General features: G+C 71.4%; 16 protein-coding genes. 10 read left to right on the top strand and 6 right to left on the bottom strand.

The window, feature by feature from the left end:
* The 4 genes from Q1N79_RS20920 to Q1N79_RS20905 form a co-directional block, all read left to right on the top strand.
* A partial coding sequence (locus tag Q1N79_RS20920; RefSeq protein ID WP_300611486.1) for an NAD-binding protein occupies window positions 1–417 on the top strand: 417 nt, incomplete at its 5' end.
* Window positions 417–1,214, top strand: coding sequence for an SDR family NAD(P)-dependent oxidoreductase (locus tag Q1N79_RS20915; RefSeq protein ID WP_300611484.1), 798 nt, complete (start codon window positions 417–419; stop codon window positions 1,212–1,214). The genes Q1N79_RS20920 and Q1N79_RS20915, both read left to right, overlap by 1 nt.
* 22 nt (window positions 1,215–1,236) lie before the next feature.
* A complete protein-coding gene (locus Q1N79_RS20910; RefSeq protein WP_300611482.1) occupies window positions 1,237–2,010 on the top strand; it encodes a GntR family transcriptional regulator in 774 nt (257 codons plus the stop codon).
* A gap of 27 nt (window positions 2,011–2,037) precedes the next feature.
* The gene (locus Q1N79_RS20905; protein WP_300611480.1) at window positions 2,038–2,889 is read left to right on the top strand and encodes an SDR family NAD(P)-dependent oxidoreductase; all 852 of its coding nucleotides are present in this window, start codon (window positions 2,038–2,040) and stop codon (window positions 2,887–2,889) included.
* A gap of 49 nt (window positions 2,890–2,938) precedes the next feature.
* Here the strand turns inward: Q1N79_RS20905 and Q1N79_RS20900 are convergent, their stop codons facing one another.
* Window positions 2,939–3,733 carry an SDR family NAD(P)-dependent oxidoreductase gene (locus tag Q1N79_RS20900; protein ID WP_300611478.1) on the bottom strand — a complete coding sequence of 265 codons (795 nt, stop codon included), beginning with the start codon at window positions 3,731–3,733 and terminating at the stop codon, window positions 2,939–2,941.
* Window positions 3,733–4,908: a hypothetical protein gene (locus Q1N79_RS20895; RefSeq protein ID WP_300611477.1), complete on the bottom strand. Its 1,176-nt coding sequence runs from the start codon at window positions 4,906–4,908 to the stop codon at window positions 3,733–3,735. Before Q1N79_RS20895 ends, Q1N79_RS20900 begins: the two co-directional genes overlap by 1 nt.
* Before the next feature lie 124 nt (window positions 4,909–5,032).
* On the opposite strand from Q1N79_RS20895, the gene Q1N79_RS20890 reads away from it, so the two are divergent.
* The 6 genes from Q1N79_RS20890 (at window position 5,033) to Q1N79_RS20865 (ending at window position 10,696) form a co-directional block, all read left to right on the top strand.
* Entirely contained in the window at window positions 5,033–6,325 is a 1,293-nt protein-coding gene (locus Q1N79_RS20890) for an acyl-CoA dehydrogenase family protein (protein WP_300611475.1), read from the top strand.
* A gap of 356 nt (window positions 6,326–6,681) precedes the next feature.
* Window positions 6,682–7,785, top strand: coding sequence for a SpoIIE family protein phosphatase (locus Q1N79_RS20885; protein ID WP_300611473.1), 1,104 nt, complete (start codon window positions 6,682–6,684; stop codon window positions 7,783–7,785).
* The gene (locus Q1N79_RS20880) at window positions 7,782–8,489 is read left to right on the top strand and encodes an ATP-binding protein (protein ID WP_300611471.1); all 708 of its coding nucleotides are present in this window, start codon (window positions 7,782–7,784) and stop codon (window positions 8,487–8,489) included. Before Q1N79_RS20885 ends, Q1N79_RS20880 begins: the two co-directional genes overlap by 4 nt.
* Window positions 8,374–8,667 (top strand): STAS domain-containing protein, encoded by a 294-nt coding sequence (locus Q1N79_RS20875; protein WP_367185122.1) that lies wholly within the window; start codon window positions 8,374–8,376, stop codon window positions 8,665–8,667. Before Q1N79_RS20880 ends, Q1N79_RS20875 begins: the two co-directional genes overlap by 116 nt.
* A 74-nt stretch (window positions 8,668–8,741) precedes the next feature.
* The gene (locus tag Q1N79_RS20870; protein ID WP_300611467.1) at window positions 8,742–9,470 is read left to right on the top strand and encodes a hypothetical protein; all 729 of its coding nucleotides are present in this window, start codon (window positions 8,742–8,744) and stop codon (window positions 9,468–9,470) included.
* Entirely contained in the window at window positions 9,467–10,696 is a 1,230-nt protein-coding gene (locus Q1N79_RS20865; protein ID WP_300611465.1) for a hypothetical protein, read from the top strand. The genes Q1N79_RS20870 and Q1N79_RS20865 overlap by 4 nt, the downstream gene beginning before the upstream one ends.
* On the opposite strand, the gene hpaD is transcribed toward Q1N79_RS20865, so the two are convergent.
* From hpaD to Q1N79_RS20845, 4 genes are read right to left on the bottom strand one after another with little or no spacing between them, the layout of a single operon-like run.
* The gene (hpaD, locus tag Q1N79_RS20860) at window positions 10,677–11,687 is read right to left on the bottom strand and encodes a 3,4-dihydroxyphenylacetate 2,3-dioxygenase (protein ID WP_300611488.1); all 1,011 of its coding nucleotides are present in this window, start codon (window positions 11,685–11,687) and stop codon (window positions 10,677–10,679) included. The two genes, Q1N79_RS20865 and hpaD, sit on opposite strands and share 20 nt — an antisense overlap.
* Window positions 11,688–11,692: 5 nt before the next feature.
* Window positions 11,693–13,162 (bottom strand): 5-carboxymethyl-2-hydroxymuconate semialdehyde dehydrogenase, encoded by a 1,470-nt coding sequence (hpaE, locus tag Q1N79_RS20855; protein ID WP_300611462.1) that lies wholly within the window; start codon window positions 13,160–13,162, stop codon window positions 11,693–11,695.
* A gap of 17 nt (window positions 13,163–13,179) precedes the next feature.
* Complete coding sequence (gene dapA / locus Q1N79_RS20850) at window positions 13,180–14,136, bottom strand: 4-hydroxy-tetrahydrodipicolinate synthase (protein ID WP_300611460.1); 957 nt, start codon at window positions 14,134–14,136, stop codon at window positions 13,180–13,182.
* Window positions 14,133–15,629 carry a fumarylacetoacetate hydrolase family protein gene (locus Q1N79_RS20845; protein ID WP_300611458.1) on the bottom strand — a complete coding sequence of 499 codons (1,497 nt, stop codon included), beginning with the start codon at window positions 15,627–15,629 and terminating at the stop codon, window positions 14,133–14,135. The genes dapA and Q1N79_RS20845 overlap by 4 nt, the downstream gene beginning before the upstream one ends.
* Between the last annotated feature and the right edge of the window lie 308 nt (window positions 15,630–15,937).

Below are 15,937 nucleotides of genomic sequence, written 5' to 3'. Positions count from 1 at the left end.
GGCCCGCTCGGCGCCGGACACGCGACCAAGACGCTCAACAACTACACGTCGGCTGCCGGGCTGGTCGCGGCGCTCGACTCGCTGATCATCGGCCAGAAGTTCGGGCTGAACCCGGCGACGACGCTCCAGGTGCTGAACGCCGGCACCGGGCGGAACTTCAGCACCGCGTTCGCGCTCCCGATGGAGGCGCTGACGCGGCGGTTCGCGACCGGCTTCTCGCTGAAGCTGCTGATCAAGGACCTGGGGATCGCCTCGGACCTGGCTGCCGCGATGGACTGGGACAACGAGCTCGCGTCGCTCCTGCGGCGCAAGTTCGCCGAGGCGGCCGACGCGCTGGGCGGCGATCCCGACCACACGGAAGCCCTGCGCTACTGGGAAGAGCGCGGGAACGTGGCAGTGCCGGAGGACAGGACCTGATGCGACTGGACGGAAAGGTGACGCTGATCGCCGGCGCCGGGAGCGGGATCGGGGCGGCGACGGCGCGCCGCTTCGCGGCGGAGGGCGCCCACGTCGTGCTGTTCGACCTGGCCGAAGACCGGGCTCGGGAGCTGGCAGCCGAACTCGACGGGGTCGCCGTCGGCGGCGACGCGGCCGAGCCCGGCGACGCGCAGGCAGCCGTCAGCGTCGCGGTCGACGCGTTCGGTGGCCTGGACGTGCTCGTGACCTGCGCTGGCGCCGACGTTGGCGGCGGCTCGCTCGGGGACCTGACGCCGGAGGGCTGGCAGCGCGGCCTGCGGGCAAACCTGCACACCTGCGCCACGACCACCCGGTCGGCGCTGCCGGCGCTTGTCGCCTCGCGCGGCGCCGTCGTCGTCGTCTCCTCGGTCGGCGCGCTGACGGGCGCGCCGCAGACGGTCTCCTACACGACCGCCAAGACCGCGCTGCTGGGCCTGGTGCGGTCGGTCGCGGTCGACTACGGCCCGCAGGGGGTTCGCTGCAACGCCGTCTGCCCCGGTCTGGTGCGGACTCCGATGTCCGATGCGCTGTTCGAGCGCGTCGCGGCGGTGACCGGCGAGCCGGTCGACCGCGAGCGCAGGAAGATGGGTTCGATCGCGCCGCTCGGACGTCACGCCGAACCCGCGGAGGTCGCGTCAGTGTGCCTGTTCCTCGCCTGCGAGGAGGCCTCGTTCGTGACCGGCGCGGTGCTCACCGTCGACGGAGGCACGATGGCGCTCAACTCGGGCACGGTGGCGTTCGCGTCAGGCGATGCGTGAATCGGCAGATACGGTCGGTCCTATGAGTCACACACGCCACCCTCCAGCCGACGCCCGAACTGCCCGGGCGGCGACCGCCATCGGCGTTCCGCCCAGCCGCGGCTGCTGGTGGATCCCGCCGGACAGGCAGAGCGAAGAATCGACAAGCGTGGTCGCGCAGGCGTATCTGGAGCTGCGCAGGCAGATCCTCAGCGGTCAGCTGCAGCCCGGTGAACCGCTGTCGGAGTATCAGCTCGCGAGGGCGCTGAACGTCAGCCGGACGCCGGTGCGCGAGGCGCTCGCGCGGCTGCGTTCCGCCGGGCTCGTGCGCAGCGTGCCGCAGCGCGGAATGTTCGTCTCCGAGCTCGGGCCGCGCGACGTGATCGAGATCATGGAGATCCGCGAGCGGCTCGAGTCGCTGGTCGTCCGCCGGGCGATGGACCAGGGGCTGTCCGGCGAGCAACTCACCGGCTGGGAGGAACAGACCGGGCAGGCACGGCAGCTGATCGTCGACGGCCGTCTGCCGGAGGCGCTCGCGATCGGCTCCTCCTTGCATGACCAGCTGATCTCCCTGGCCGGCAACGAACGCCTCGCCGGGATCCTCGCCCAGCTCAGCGAGCAGGTGTGGTTGCTGAGCATGGTCGGGATCCGGGCTCCCGGTCGCCCGGAGCAGGCCAACGAGGAACACCGGGTACTGCTGGTGCACATGCGCAACGGCGACGCTGACGCCGCCGAGGCGGCGATGCGAGAGCACCTGCGCAACGAAGGCCGGATCCTGCTGTCCGCCACGCTGCCGAAGGGGGTCGTGGCGCTGTGAGCACGGCCGGGAAGGAGCTTTGACACAGTGACAGGCACTTTCGCGCGGGCCGCGACCGCTCGCGCCGGCCAGCCCCGCCTGCCCGGGCGGGTTGCCCTGATCACCGGCTCAGGAAGCGGGATCGGGGCGGCGACGGCGCGCCGGTTCGCGGCGGAGGGCGCCCACGTCGTGCTGTTCGACCTGGCCGAAGACCGGGTTCGGGAGCTGGCAGCCGAGCTGAACGGGGTCGCCGTCGGCGGCGACGCGGCCGACGCGGCCGAAGCCGCGAACGCCGTCAGCGCCGCCGTCGACTCCTACGGCGGGCTCGACGTGCTCGTCACGTGCGCCGGCGGCAACGCTGGGTTCGGCGCGCTCGCCGACCTCACCCCGGCGGACTGGGACGCCGGGATCGCGGTCAACCTCGAGACCGCGGTGACGACCACCAAGGCGGCGCTGCCCGCGCTGCTCGAGCGCCGCGGGGCGATCGTGCTCGTGTCCTCGGTCGGCGCCCTGTCGAGCGGCCCCCGCTCGGTCGCCTACCAGACGGCCAAGGCCGCGATTATCGGCTTCGCCCGCTGCGTCGCGGTCGACTACGGCCCGCTCGGCGTCCGCGTCAACGTCGTCTGCCCTGGTCGCACGCTTACCCCGATGGTCGAGGCGATGACCGCCCAGTTCGCCCGCGAGAAGGGCCTGTCCCGCGAGGAGATGGAGACGATCGCCAACGCGGCGACGCCCCTGCGCAGGTCGGCGCGGCCGGCCGAGCTGGCGAACGTGTGCCTGTTCCTCGCCTCCGATGACAGCTCGTTCATGACCGGTTCTGTCGTCGTCGCCGACGGCGGGATCATGGCCACCAACGTCGGCGTGATCCCGTTCCTCGACGCTTACCGGACGACCGGCTGAACGACGGGGCGCCCAGTGCCGGGTTTCGGCCTACGGCCAGACGTTGCTGCTAGGCCTGGTCGTACGCCGCGGTCCCGACGTTGGCCGCGAGTGTGCCGCCGTCGACCGGAATCGCCGAGCCGGTCATGAACGCGCTGTCGTCCGACACCAGGAACAGGCACACCGAGGCGATCTCCTCGGGCGTGCCCGCCCGGCGCAGCGGCAGCGGCTTGGCGGCCCGCGCGTGTGCCTCCTCGGGCGAGATCTGCAGGCGCCCGGCGAAGTCCCGCATCGCCGCCGCGACCATCGGGGTGTCGATCCAGCCCGGGCAGACCGCGTTGACCCGGACGCCGAGCGGCCCGTAGTCGACCGCCAGCGAGTGCGTCAGGCCCAGCAGCCCGGATTTGGCGGCGACGTAGCCGGCGATGCCAGGGCCGGTCGTGAAGGCGCCGAGCGAGGCGACGATCGCGATCGCTCCGCGGCGCTGGATCAGGCTCGGCAGGGCCGCCTTGGTGGTGACGACGCAGGTCTCCAGGTTGGCGTGCAGGGCCGCCTCCCAATCCTGCGGCGTGAGCTCGCCGAGGGCGCCGCCGCCGACGTCGGCACCGGCGCAGGTGATCAGCGCGTCGAGCCCGCCGAACGAGCCGACCGCCGCCGCGACGGCTCGCTCCGCGTCGGGTGCGTGGCCGGCATCTCCGGCGACCGCGATCCCGCCGATCCCGGCGGCGACGCGCTGCACGAGCTCGGCCTGGCGGTCGAAGAGCACGACGTTCGCGTCCTCGGCCGCCAGCGCCCGCGCGGTCGCCGCGCCCATCCCGCTGGCCGCGCCGGTGACCAGCACCGTGCGTCCGTCGAAGCGCGACATCAGCCCCACACCCTTGCGGCGACTCGGGACACGAGCTCGAGCTTGCGCCACTGATCGTCCTCGCTCAGCAGGTTGCCGTGCGCCTCCGAGGCGAAGCCGCATTGCGTCGACAGCGCCAGCTGATCGATCGGGGCGTAGCGGCTGGCCGCCTCGAGCCGGCGGACGATCTCGTCGTCGGACTCGAGCTCGGGGGTCTTGCTTGACACCGCTCCCAGGGTGACGATCGGTCCCGGCGGCAGATGCCGAAGCGGCGAGTAGTCCCCCTCGCGCTCGGTCTCCTCCCACTCGATCAGGAACACGTCGTAGGGGAGCTGCAGGAGCCGCTCGGCGACCGGCTCGAGCGTCCCGGAGAACATCCATTGCGAGCGCCAGTTGCCGCGACAGATATGCATCCCGAAACGGACGTCGCCGGGGAAGCCCTCGATCACGCGCCGGTCGGCGTCGAGCGCGCGCTCGAAGAACTCGTCGGGATCGGCGCCGTCCGCCTTCAGCGCGTCGCGGCCGCTGTCGCTGAGCAGGTTTACGTAGCGGGGGAAGTCGAGCTGGATGTAGCGCGCGCCCGCCTCGATCGCGTCGGCGATCAGCTCGCGCTGGATCTGCAGCATCGCCTCGAACAGCTCCTCGTGGCAGTGGTAGAAGCGATCGGTTTTCCCCGGCTGGAAGTTCTCAGGCAGCAGGAACCACGAGCCGGCCGGCAGGCTGACCTTGAAGGGGTGCGAGGTCGTCCGCGCGAGGAACGCGGCCTCCCGCGCCAGCGGGCTGTCGATCTTCCGCAGCGGCCCGGCGACACGCGGATTGGGGGGTGTCTCGACCTCCTCGCCTGAGGCGGTCCTGAAGATCCGCCCGTGCGCGCCAGGAACCAGGCCGTCGACCGCGTCCTGCAGCGAGTTGGTGTAAAGGAAGCGGCGGAACTCGCCGTCGGTGATGACATCGAGGCCGATGTCGATCTGGCGGGCGACCACCCGGCGGATTTCGTCCTCGGCGATCGCCTGCAGCCGGGAGCGGTCCTTCTCGCGCTCCTCCGCGTACGCCATCACGTGGTCCCGCGGGTAGACCTCGGCGAGCGCGTCGAGCAGGCGGCGCGGTCGCAGGAGGCTGCCGACCACCTCGGCGCGTGCGTGCGTGCGGCCCTGGCGCTCGCCGACGGGCAGCGGATCGGTCAGTTGTCCTGGCACCAGTCCGCTCTCCTCCCCTGGCGCGACGAAGGCTGGCAATGTGTATACCAGTAGCATACAACTATCTCCCGGCGTGGCCGGAGCCGCCGAATCGGTCACCGGGGAGAGAAGGAGAGTGCCATAGATGTCAACGACCTCGGCCGCCAAGCCCGGCGCGATCATGCCGCCTGAGCCGGATCTGACCCCCGAGGAGATGATCGCCCGGGCGGTTGCGCTGCGGCCGTTGCTGATCGAGCGCCAGGCGGAGGCGGAGGAGCGCACGTTCTACTCCGAGGAGATGCATCAGCGCTTCCTTGACGCCGGTTTCTACCGGCTCTACGTCCCGCGGCGGTACGGCGGCTACGAGTTCGACCTCACCACCTACGCGCGGGTCGTGCAGGAGCTGTCCCGCGGCTGCGTCTCGACCGGCTGGTGCGTCGCGCTCGGCTCCGGGCACGCCCTCCAGCTCGCGTCGTGGTTCCCGGAGAGCGCGCAGGCGGAGATCTTCGCAGACGGCGACTTCAGGGCGGCGTGCGTGGCCGCGCCGGTGGGGATGGCGACCCGCGCCGCGGACGGCTGGACGCTCAACGGGAAGGTGAGCTACGCGTCCGGAGTCCCCTACTCGACCCACTACATGGGTCAGGCGCTGACCAGGGAGAACGTGCCCGAGGGAGGCGAGCCCCGGCATCTGTTGTTCGTCGCCGCGCGGGAGGAGTTCACCCGCCTCGACGACTGGGGCAACACGCTAGGGCTGAAGGGCAGCGGCTCGCACTCGATCACCTTCAGCGACAGCCATCTGCCGGCGAACTGGGTGCTCGAGGACACGAACATGGTCGACATCGACGTCTCCGGGGGAACGCCCGGGCTGAGGCTGCACGGCAACCCGCTCTACGGCGGGCGCGCCGGCGGCCCGTTCACGATCACACTCGCCGCCATCCTCGTCGGCGCCGCCTACAACGCCCTCGACGAGCTCGAGAACCTGATGCGGACGAAGGTCACCTTCCTGCCGCCGCAGGTGCTGCGGATGTATGACGACGACAGCCAGCGCTGGTTCGGCGAGGCGATGGCGCGGATCGCGCTGCTTGAGACCGCGGTGCACGGGGCGGCGCGGATGCACATGGATTTCTGCAGGCGCGCCGTCGAGCAGGGGATCCCGTTCAGCTACGAGGACGACATGATCGTCGCCGCGATCGCGCGCGAGGCGATGCTCGACCTCTGGCAGCTGATGGCACTGGACATCTTCAGGGCCGCCGGCTCCTCCGGCGCGGTCAACGGCTCCCGGCTCGAGCGCGTGTTCCGCGACATGTCGATGATCGCCGGCCACGGCAACTCGCGCCTGCGCGAGCACGCGCACCGAGAGCTCGCGCGGATGCGGTTCAGGCTGCCGCCGAAGGGCGCGACGATCGAGCCCCAGGCACAGTCCCCGGTTCTGCGCTAGTTGAGCGGGGCGATGGATCGCGGCTCGCCTGAGAACAGCTCCACGACGGTTTGTGACTATTGAAGTACGCTGGGTATCGTTCCCTGATATGGCGTCATCATTGGGGAGCGTGAGTGCCCGAGGAGGTCAGCGGGTCGGGCCCGGCGACGGGGGAAGCGGTTACGACCGTGCCCCCTGTGGCCACGGGTCGGCCTCGTGTTGACCAGGTGCGCCGTTCGCCTGCAGCCGATCGCGCTTCCGCTGTCCCGCCCTCGCCCGTGTTCGGCGGCTCGCGGCGCCGTCTGCGCGCGTTGCTCCGCCGAGGGCATGGGGACAACGGGGACCGCCACCAGCAGCCGCCTCCACCACGGCCGGCGTTGCCCGACGGCGTGGTCGCCGCACCGCCGGCCGAGCTGTCCCCCGATGACCCGCTGGCGGGGTACCTGCTGGAGGCGGCGGGCGCCGTTGACATCCGTCACCTCGACCTGAACTCGCCGGCGCTGAAGGCGCTCAAGGACGCCGGTGTCGTGGTGGTTGTCCCGATGATCTCCGCCGGCTCCCCGATCGGCATGATCGGGCTGGGACCACGTAAGTCCGAGCGGGAGTACACGATCGACGACCGCCACCTGCTGACCGCGCTGGCCAGGTACGCGGCGCCCGCCATCCGGGTCGGCCAGCTGGTTCGCGAGCAGAAGGCCGAGGCCTTGCGGCGGGAGCGGATCGACCAGCAGCTGAATGTCGCCAGGCTCGTCCAGCGCCAGTTCCTGCCCAAGTCGCTGCCGGATCTGCCTGGCTGGCAGGTGGCCACCTTTTACCGGCCCGCGCTGCGGGTCGGCGGGGACTTCTACGACTTCATCCCGCTGCCCGGGGGGCGGGTCATGGTGGTCATCGGCGACGTGGCCGACAAGGGACTGCCCGCGGCCCTGGTGATGGCCAGCACGCACGCGCTGCTGCGGGCGGCGGCGCCCCGGCTGATCTGCCCGGGGGCCGTGCTGGGAAAGGTCAATGAGCTGCTGTACGGCGATACTCCTGCGCACATCTTCGTCACGTGCCTGGCCCTCCTCCTCGACCACGCCAGCGGGCAGGTCACCTTCGCCAACGCGGGGCACGACGTGCCGTATGTGCGCACCGCTGACGGCGTGGCCGAACTGCGCGCCAAAGGCATGCCGCTCGGGCTCATGCCCGGGATGAGCTACGAGGAAAAGACCTTCAGGTTCCGGCCCGGCGACCGTGCCCTGCTGCACAGCGACGGGCTGTCAGAAGCGCACGGTCCCGGGCGGGAGATGTTCGGCTTCCACCGGGTCGCCGCGCTCGCCGGCCGCGGCGCCTCGGGCCAGGACCTGCTCGACATGTGCCTGCGGGAGCTCGCCGCGTTCACCGGCCCGGGCTACGAGCAGGAAGACGACATCACGCTGCTGTCGCTGGAGAGAATGCCGCGCGAACCGACGGACCCCCCATCGCCCGCCGGCGGTGCGCGGTGAACCAGGTCGCCCACCCCGCACCGCAGCCGCCCCAGCCGGAGCCCCGCCGGCTCGCCTCTTTCGCGCTCGCGAGCGTGCCCGGCAGTGAGCGGATCGCGCTCGCCCGGGTCGCCGAAAGCGTGTCCGGCCTCGACCTGCCCGGCGGGCGTCTTGACAAGCTGAAGACCGCGGTCGCCGAGGCGACGATGAACGCCATCGAGCACGGCCACGGCAACCGTGCCGACCTCGCCGTGGACATCGAGGTGTCCCTGTGCGGTGCGGAGATCATCGTCGCGATTACCGACCACGGCGGGCACGGCGACGGGGGGTGGCTGGACGGCGGCGGCGAGGTCCCGGATCTGGCCCGCAAGCTCAGCGGCGAGCAAGGGCCGCGGGGGTGGGGCCTGTTTCTCATCCGCCACATGGTCGACCGGCTGGACGTGACGACGGACGGAGAGCGCCGCACGGTCCGGCTGACGATGCGGACCGGGACGGCCGGTCCGGGCAAGCCCGCGGAAGGGTCCGGGGAAGGGTTAGCCACATCGGGGGTGTCGTATGGACAACGCAGTGACCGGCCTGGGGGTCAGGAAGGCCGACGGACGCACGTCGGTGATCGATATCAAGGGCGATATCACCGCCGCATCCGAGCCCGCGCTCATGTCGGCGTACGAACAGGCCGCGCGGCAGGGTGCCCGGCGGCTGGTGCTCAACTTCAGCGACCTTGAGTACATGAACAGCGGCGGCATCGGCATGCTGGTCACCCTGCTGGTCCGCGCGAACCGCCAGCATCAGCCGCTTGCCGCCTACGGGCTGAGCGCGCACTACCGGGAGATCTTCGAGCTCACCAGGCTGGATGAGGCGATCACCATTTACGACGACGAGCGCTCGGCGCTCGTCGGCTGACTCGCCGGGTAACGCCGAGTAACGGGGCTTAAAGGGGGGCCATGAGCGAAAATCCGGCACCAGAGGTTTCTGAGATGTCTGCGGGGCTGCCGCGTGACGCCGGGAGCTGGGCGACCAAGGTGGACTGGCTGACTGCCGAGAGTGGCGACTCCGGCGGGATCAACGTCGCGGGACGCCGCCTGACCGGCCCGGTTCAGGGCTTCGGCAAGATGTGGCGCAAGACGTACTGGATCGAGGTCAGCCCGCGGGTCTCGCCGCAGGCGGCCATCGCCACGTGGAAGCAGCACTTCGGCGAGTTCTGGCCGAAGGCAGGCCGCTTCAAGGGTCCGCTGACCGGACTCGGCCCGGGTGACGTGGCGCTGCTCGACGTGCGGATGGGCGGCGGCGTCAGGCTGTCCACCGGGGTGTTCGTGCTCTACGCGGACGAGAGATCGTTCACCCTGATGACCCCGCAAGGCCACATGTTCGCGGGCTGGATCACGTTCTCAGCTGAGGAACGCGGCGCGGCTACCCGCGTTCAGGCCCAGGCCCTGATCCGGGCCAACGACCCCCTCTACGAACTGGGCATGACGTTCGGCGGGCACCGGAAGGAAGACCAGTTCTGGATCAAGACGATGACCTCGCTGGCCAGATGCCTGGGGACGGCTCCCGTCGTGGTGCACACGCGGACCCTGTGCGTCGACCGCAGGAGGCAATGGGGCAACGCCGGGCAGGTATGGCAGAACTCCCTGGTCCGGACCATGCTGCAGTCCGCCACCTCGGTGTTCGCCCCCAGGCGCCAGCCGAAGGCAGGCCGGCGATGAGCAACGCAGGCACCCGGCGCCTGGGCCTATCAGGGGCGGCGCTGGCCGGGCTCGCCATGATCGCGGGCGGGATCGCGCTGATCGCGCTGTCCTTCCTCGCCCACCAGCCCGGATACCCCGTGCAGCCGATCGTGATCGCGGTGCCCACCGCCGCGGTCGGCGTGCTCGTCGCTCGCCACCAGCCGCGCAACCCCAACGGCTGGCTGCTGCTCGCCATCGCGGCGGCCGTGCTCGTGAGCACCGGCGCCGGAGCGTACTCGCTGCTCGTCTACCGCCAAGGCCGGCATCTTCCACTCGGCCAGGCCGGTCTCATCTTCTATCAGCTGTGGTCGCCGGCCCTCGCGCTGTACCTGCTGATCATCTTGCTCTTCCCCGACGGCCACCTGCCCTCGCCCCGGTGGCGCTGGGCGGTGTGGGCGTACTGCCTGCTCTGCGCGGGCTACCTGGCGCTGCTGATCGGGATGGCGGCCGACGCCATCGCCGACCACCAGGTCCGGGTGGACGGTTACGGCGGCCTGACCGTGGTGGACTTCCCGGCGGGCCGGTTCGCGGTCGCCCAGGACGTCATCCTCGTGCTGACCCTGCTGCTCGGGCTGAGCTTCGTCGTGCGCCAGCTGCTCAACTGGCGCCGGGCGTCCGGCCTGCGGCGCCAGCAGCTGAAGTGGCTCGCGTCCGGGGCGGTCGTTTCTGTCACGTGCGCCGCGCTGAGCGTTCCCGGCGCCACGCAGTCCTCCGGGGTCTGGGCGTGGCTGAACGACGTGCTCAGCGTCGGCCTCGTCGCGCTGCCGGCCAGCATCGGCGTCGGCATCCTGAAGTACCGGCTGTATGAGATCGACCGGCTGATCTCCAGGACGCTCGCCTACGCCATCGTCACGGGACTGCTGATCGGCGTCTACGCGGCCCTGGTCGCCATGGCCCACACCGTGGTGTCCTACAGGTCGCCGCTCGCCGTCGCGGTGGCCACGCTGGCCGCCGTCGCCGTGTTCAATCCGCTGCGCCGCCGCGTGCAGCACGCGGTGGACAGGTGGTTCAACCGCGCGCACTACGACGCCGAGGCGATGATCTCGGCGTTCGCGACCCGCATGCAGGGCGCCGCCGACCTGGACGGGATCCGCGCCGACCTGCTCGCCGTCACCTGCCAGGCGCTGGAGCCGGCGCACGTCAGCCTGTGGGTGAGCGACAGCCAAGACACGTCCGCGCCGGCTGTCACTCCGCGGGAACGGTGAAGCCGTCCGCGCCTACCGTCACCTCCGCGGTCTGGGCGATGTCGATCACCGGCCGCGGCTTGCCGTCCAGGTCGAGCACCGCCGACGCCTCGGAGTACCACGACGGGATGACCGCGTTGCCCCAGAAGTCGCGCCGCCGCGGGTCGAGCACCGACCAGCGCAGCACCGGGTGGTCCGGGTCGCCGGTGTAGTAGTCCGACGTGTAGACCTCCAGCCGGTGGCCGTCGGGGTCGCGCAGGTAGACGTAGAACGCGTTCGACACGCCGTGCCGGCCGGGCCCCCGCTCGATGCACGACTCCAGCGACAGGGAGCCGAGGATGTCGCACATCCGCAGCACGCTGTGCGGCTCGTGGGCGAAGAACCCCAGGTGGTGCAGCCGCGGCCCGGCCCCGCCGGTGAACGCCACGTCGTGCACGGTCTGCTTGCGGTACATCCAGGCGGCGTACAGCGTCCGCCCGTCCTCGATGGTCTCCGACAGCCCGAACCCGAGTGACTTGTAGTGCTCGTACGCCACGGGCACGTCGGGCACGCAGATGTTGAAGTGGTCAAGGCGCGCCACTTCCGCGCCGCGGCGCAGGTCGTAGCGCTGCTGCAGGCGCTCGGGGTGCGCGGAGGCGGCGAAGAACTCCACGAGGAAGCCAAGCGGGTCCTCGGCCCGCACCGTCTCGCCCTGGCCCCGCGCGAAGCCTGCGGGCACCCGCTCGGTCCGGCAGCCGAGCGCCCCGTAGAACTCCTCGGCCCGGGACAGGTCCGCGACCGACCGCACCCGGAACCCGAGCGCACCCGCCGCGGCCACCGGGCCCGACCGCAGGATCAGGTTGTGGTGCGTGAGCTCGTCGTATCCGCGCAGGTACAGCGACGACGCGTCCTCGTCGGTCACGACGAACCCGAGCAGGTCGACCCAGAAGCGCCGCGCCTCGGGCAGCGACGTCACCACGAGCGCGGCGTACGCGGACCGCACGATGTCCGGGGGAGGGGGCAGCGACGACATCGCGCTCACGCTCCAAACCGGGGGACGTGCGTGTCCCCCAAAGCCACGTGCACGATCCGGGACTGCGTGTAGAAGTCGATGCTGTGCTGGCCGCCCTCGTGGCCGAGCCCGCTCGCCTTGATCCCGCCGAACGGCGTGCGCAAGTCCCGCACGTTATGCGAGTTCACCCAGGTCATACCCGCCTCAACGGCCGAAGCGACCCGGTGCGCCCGCCGCAGGTCCGACGTCCAGATGTAGGCGGCCAGCCCGTACCGGGTGTCGTTCGCCAGGGACACCGCCTCCTCCTGCGAGCCGAACGGCGTCACGCACACCACCGGCCCGAAAATCTCCTCACGGAAGATCCGCATCGACGGCGTCACGTCCGCGAACACGGTGGCGGCCAGGTAGTTGCCGGTCGCCAGCCCGGCCGGCCGGCCGCCGCCCGCGACGAGCCGCGCCCCCTCCGCGACCCCCGCCGCCACGTAGGACATGACCCGCTCGTAGTGCTCCTGGTGCACCAGCGCCCCGACCTCGGTCGCCGGGTCCGACGGAGACCCCACGCGAATCCGCGCGGCCCGCGAGGCAAGGCGGGAGACGACAGAGTCATACACGGACCGTTCGGCCAAAATCCTCGAGCCCGCCGTGCAGCGCTCGCCATTGAGCGAGAACACCCCGAACAGCGCGCTGTCGATCGCCAGGTCCAGGTCCGCGTCGGCGAAGATGACGCACGGCGACTTGCCGCCGAGCTCCATCGACAGGCCCTTCAGGTGCGCCGCGGCCGAGGCCATGATGATCTGCCCGGTCGTGGTCTCGCCGGTGAACGAGATCAGCGGCACGCCTGGATGGGCGACAAGCGCCGCGCCCGCCTGCTCGCCGATGCCGTGCACGACGTTGAACGCCCCGTCGGGCACGCCCGCCTCGGTCATGATGTCGGGCAGCAGGCTCGCCGACAGCGGCGTCCACTCGGCGGGCTTGAGCACGACCGTGCACCCCGCCGCCAGCGCCGGCGCGAGCTTCCAGCTCTCCAGCATGAACGGCGTGTTCCACGGCGTGATCAGCCCGGCGACGCCGGCCGGCTTGCGCAGCACGTAGCCAAGCTGCGCCGGGGAGGAAAAGGCATCCTCATGCTGGGCCACGATCACGTCCGCGAAGAACCGGAAGTTCTCCGCGGCCCGGGCGGCCTGCCCGCGAGCCTGGGTGATCGGCAGCCCGGTGTCGAACGTCTCAAGCGAGGCGAGCTCGTCGGCGCGCGACTCGATCGCGTCGGCGATCCGGCCGAGCACCTTCGCCCGCGCCCGGGCCGCCATCCCCGGCCACGGACCGGCCGCGAACGCCTGCGCCGCCGCCTCGACGGCCCTGTCCACGTCGTCGGTGTCGCCCGCCGCCGCCTGCGCGTACACCGCGTTGGTCACCGGATCGGCGACGTCGAAGGTCCGCCCGCTCACGCTGGGCACCTGCCGCCCGCCGATGAAGTGCAAGATCTTTTCCGGGATCACGGGCGAGGCTCCTTTCATCAGTCAGAACGGGCCGTGGCGTCTGCCACCCGCGCCACCGGTCCGTCGAGCACCGCGGCGCCCTGCCCGAGCAGCTCGAGCACCCGCCGCTGGCCGGGTTCGGTCAGCGGCACGAGCGGCGGCCGGACGAACCCGGACGCGAGCAGCCCGGCCTGGGCCAGGACCCACTTGGCGGCCGCCGGGTTCGTCTCGGTGAAGATCACGTCGGTCACCGGATGGAGCCCGAAGTGCAGGTCCCGTGCCTTGTCGAACTCGCCGGCCTCCCAGTGCTCGTACATCCGCGCCACCGCGCCGGGCGCGAGGTTGGCGGTCGCGCTGACGAAGCCGGCGCCGCCCAGGGACAGCAGCGGCAGGCAGAGCAGCTCGATCCCTGACCAGACCAGCGTGTCGCGGCCCGCCACGTGCAGCACCCGGGAGAAGTGCTCGAAGTCCTTGGTGGTCTCCTTGACCCCGACGATGTTGTCGTGGGCCTTGCGCAGCCGCGCGACGGTCTCTGGCGCGATGTCGACCGCGGTGCGCGACGGCACGTTGTAGGCGATCACCGGCAGGTCGGGGAACTCGCGGGCCACCGTCGAGTACCAGGAGAACAGGCCTTCCTGGGTGGGGCGCGCGTAGTAGGGAGTGATGATCAGCACCGCGTCCGCGCCCGCGTGCCTGGCGACCTCGGTGAGCTGCAGCGTGTCGTCCAGCTTGGCCGAGCCGGTGCCTGGCACGAACGGCACCTGGTCGTTGATCTCCAAGGCCGCGGCCCTGATCGCGGTCGCGCGCTCGGCCGTCGTCTGCGCGCTCGGCTCGCCGGTCGACCCGCCGAGCGAGATGCCGTGCGTGCCGCTGCCTAGCTGCCAGCGGATCAGCGTGCGCAGGCCGTCGAGGTCGGGCGCGCCTTCGGCGGTGAACGGAGAGACCACCGGCGCGATCGAGCCGCGGATCTTCGCGGGGTCGCTGCGGAACTTCATGTCTGCCTGCCCCCATTTTCTGCTAGCCAGGCCTGGTAGGCAGCCTGCCACTTCCTGCCGATCGGGTACAGGCCGTCGATCGGCTCGCCCTTGGCCACCTGCCCGGCGATGAACTGTTCCTGCCGTTCCTGCTCCGCGGCGTCCCGCGCCACCTCCCTGGCCAGGTGCCGCGGCACCACGATGACCCCGTCCGCGTCGCCTGCGATGATGTCGCCCGGCTGGATCGTCACCCCCGCGCAGGCGATCGTGGTGCCGGTCTCCCACGGCACGTGCCGCCTGCCGAGCACCGCCGGGTGGGTGGCGGCGTAGTAGACCGGGATCGCGAGGTTTTTCAGCGCCGCGAAGTCCCTGATCGCGCCGTCGGTGACGATGCCCGTGGCTCCCCTTACCTGCGCGCGCAGCGCGAGGATGTCCCCGACCGTGCCCGCGGTCGGGTCGCCGCGCGCCTCGATCACCAGGACCTCGCTGGCCCTGACCTGCTCGACGGCGCGCTTTTGGGCGTTCATCCCGCCGCCGTGGGTGGCGAACAGGTCCTCCCGCAGCGGCACGTACCGCAGCGTGCGGGCGAAGCCGGCCATCTTCAGGTCCGGGCGGGTGGTGTGCAGCCGGTCGAGCGTGACGGAGTCGTAGCCGCGCTTGCGCAGCTGCGATGCGAGCGTGGCCGTCGCCACCGCGCCGACCGCCGCGAGCAGCCCGGCGGGGGAGTCGGCGGGGGAGTCGGCGGGCACCACGCCGGGCGCGCCGCGTGTCCCGTAGGCCGCCTCGCGCTGCGCGTCGTCGGGCTTGGGCATCGCGCCGGGCGGGCTGAGGTCGTAGTCCGCCTCCGCGATGGGGCTGCGCAGCCGGCCTGTCGTCAGTCCGGCGCCGCCGCGCCCTGGGGCGGTCACCTCGACCTCGACGAGGTCCCCCGGCCTGACGACCGTGGACCCGGTCGGGGTGCCCGTCAGGATCACGTCGCCTGGCTCGAGGGTGGTGAGCCGGGAGATGTCCGCCACGATGTCGGCAAAGGAGAACAGCATGTCGTCCCCGCTGACCGAGTCCTGCAGCAGCTCGCCGTTCACCCAGGCGCGCAGCCGGACGCGCTCGGCGTCGATCGCGCGCGCGTCGAGCAGCCGGGGGCCGAGCGGCGTGAACCCGTCGATCCCCTTGGACCGGACGTTCGAGCCCTTGTCGGCGTAGCGCAGGTCGTAGACCCCGAAGTCGTTGGCCGCGGTCACCCACCCGACGCGGTCCCACGCCTCGTGCGCGGTGACCCGCGTGGTCCTGGCGCCGATGATCAGCGCGACCTCGCCCTCGAACGCGAGCAGCTCGCACCCCGGCGGCCGCTTGACCTGGTCGCCGTCAGCCGCGATCGTGTTCGGCGGCTTGAGGAAGTACGACGGCCACGGCGGAAGGCTGCCGCGCTCCATCGCCCGGCTGCGGTAGCTCGAGTGCACCGCGACGATTTTCGACGGAGGCTTGGGATGCTGGCCTGCCAGCGGCTGTTCTGCCATCGCAGGAAGAATCGTATATGAATTACGTCCGCTCGCCCAGCCCCAGGTGCCCGGCCGTCCGTGGCGGCGGGCTTGGCGCGGTACGGGTGTCGGCTAAGGTGGCGCCGGGTGGCAGCCCGGCGCGTGACGCGGCGGCGGCAAAGAGGCAACTACAGGTGTGACCGAGAAAACATCGGCAGCGGGTCGCGGGGCCGCGATCAGGGAGCGGAGCGCCGGCGGTGGCGCGGCGGCCGAGTTCGAGCGGCTCTACCGGGCGAACGTGGCGGCGGTGACCGCCTACTTCGCCCGGCGCAGCGCCGACCCGCAGG

The sequence above is a fragment of the Trebonia sp. genome, from assembly GCF_030042015.1.
Lineage (GTDB): Bacteria > Actinomycetota > Actinomycetes > Streptosporangiales > Streptosporangiaceae > Trebonia.
Note: the sequence above shows the minus strand (reverse complement) of the source record. Positions and strands in the feature narration are given on the sequence as shown.

Bases quoted from the DNA above. Each gene is read 5' to 3' on its own strand.
- Q1N79_RS20910 (WP_300611482.1), top strand. From the start codon at position 1,237: ATGAGTCACACACGCCACCCTCCAGCCGACGCCCGAACTGCCCGGGCG.
- Q1N79_RS20870 (WP_300611467.1), top strand. From the start codon at position 8,742: ATGTCTGCGGGGCTGCCGCGTGACGCCGGGAGCTGGGCGACCAAGGTG.
- dapA (WP_300611460.1), bottom strand. From the start codon at position 14,136: ATGAAGTTCCGCAGCGACCCCGCGAAGATCCGCGGCTCGATCGCGCCG.
- hpaD (WP_300611488.1), bottom strand. From the start codon at position 11,687: ATGTCGTCGCTGCCCCCTCCCCCGGACATCGTGCGGTCCGCGTACGCC.
- Q1N79_RS20890 (WP_300611475.1), top strand. From the start codon at position 5,033: ATGTCAACGACCTCGGCCGCCAAGCCCGGCGCGATCATGCCGCCTGAG.
- Q1N79_RS20845 (WP_300611458.1), bottom strand. From the start codon at position 15,629: ATGGCAGAACAGCCGCTGGCAGGCCAGCATCCCAAGCCTCCGTCGAAA.
- Q1N79_RS20900 (WP_300611478.1), bottom strand. From the start codon at position 3,733: ATGTCGCGCTTCGACGGACGCACGGTGCTGGTCACCGGCGCGGCCAGC.
- Q1N79_RS20915 (WP_300611484.1), top strand. From the start codon at position 417: ATGCGACTGGACGGAAAGGTGACGCTGATCGCCGGCGCCGGGAGCGGG.
- Q1N79_RS20865 (WP_300611465.1), top strand. From the start codon at position 9,467: ATGAGCAACGCAGGCACCCGGCGCCTGGGCCTATCAGGGGCGGCGCTG.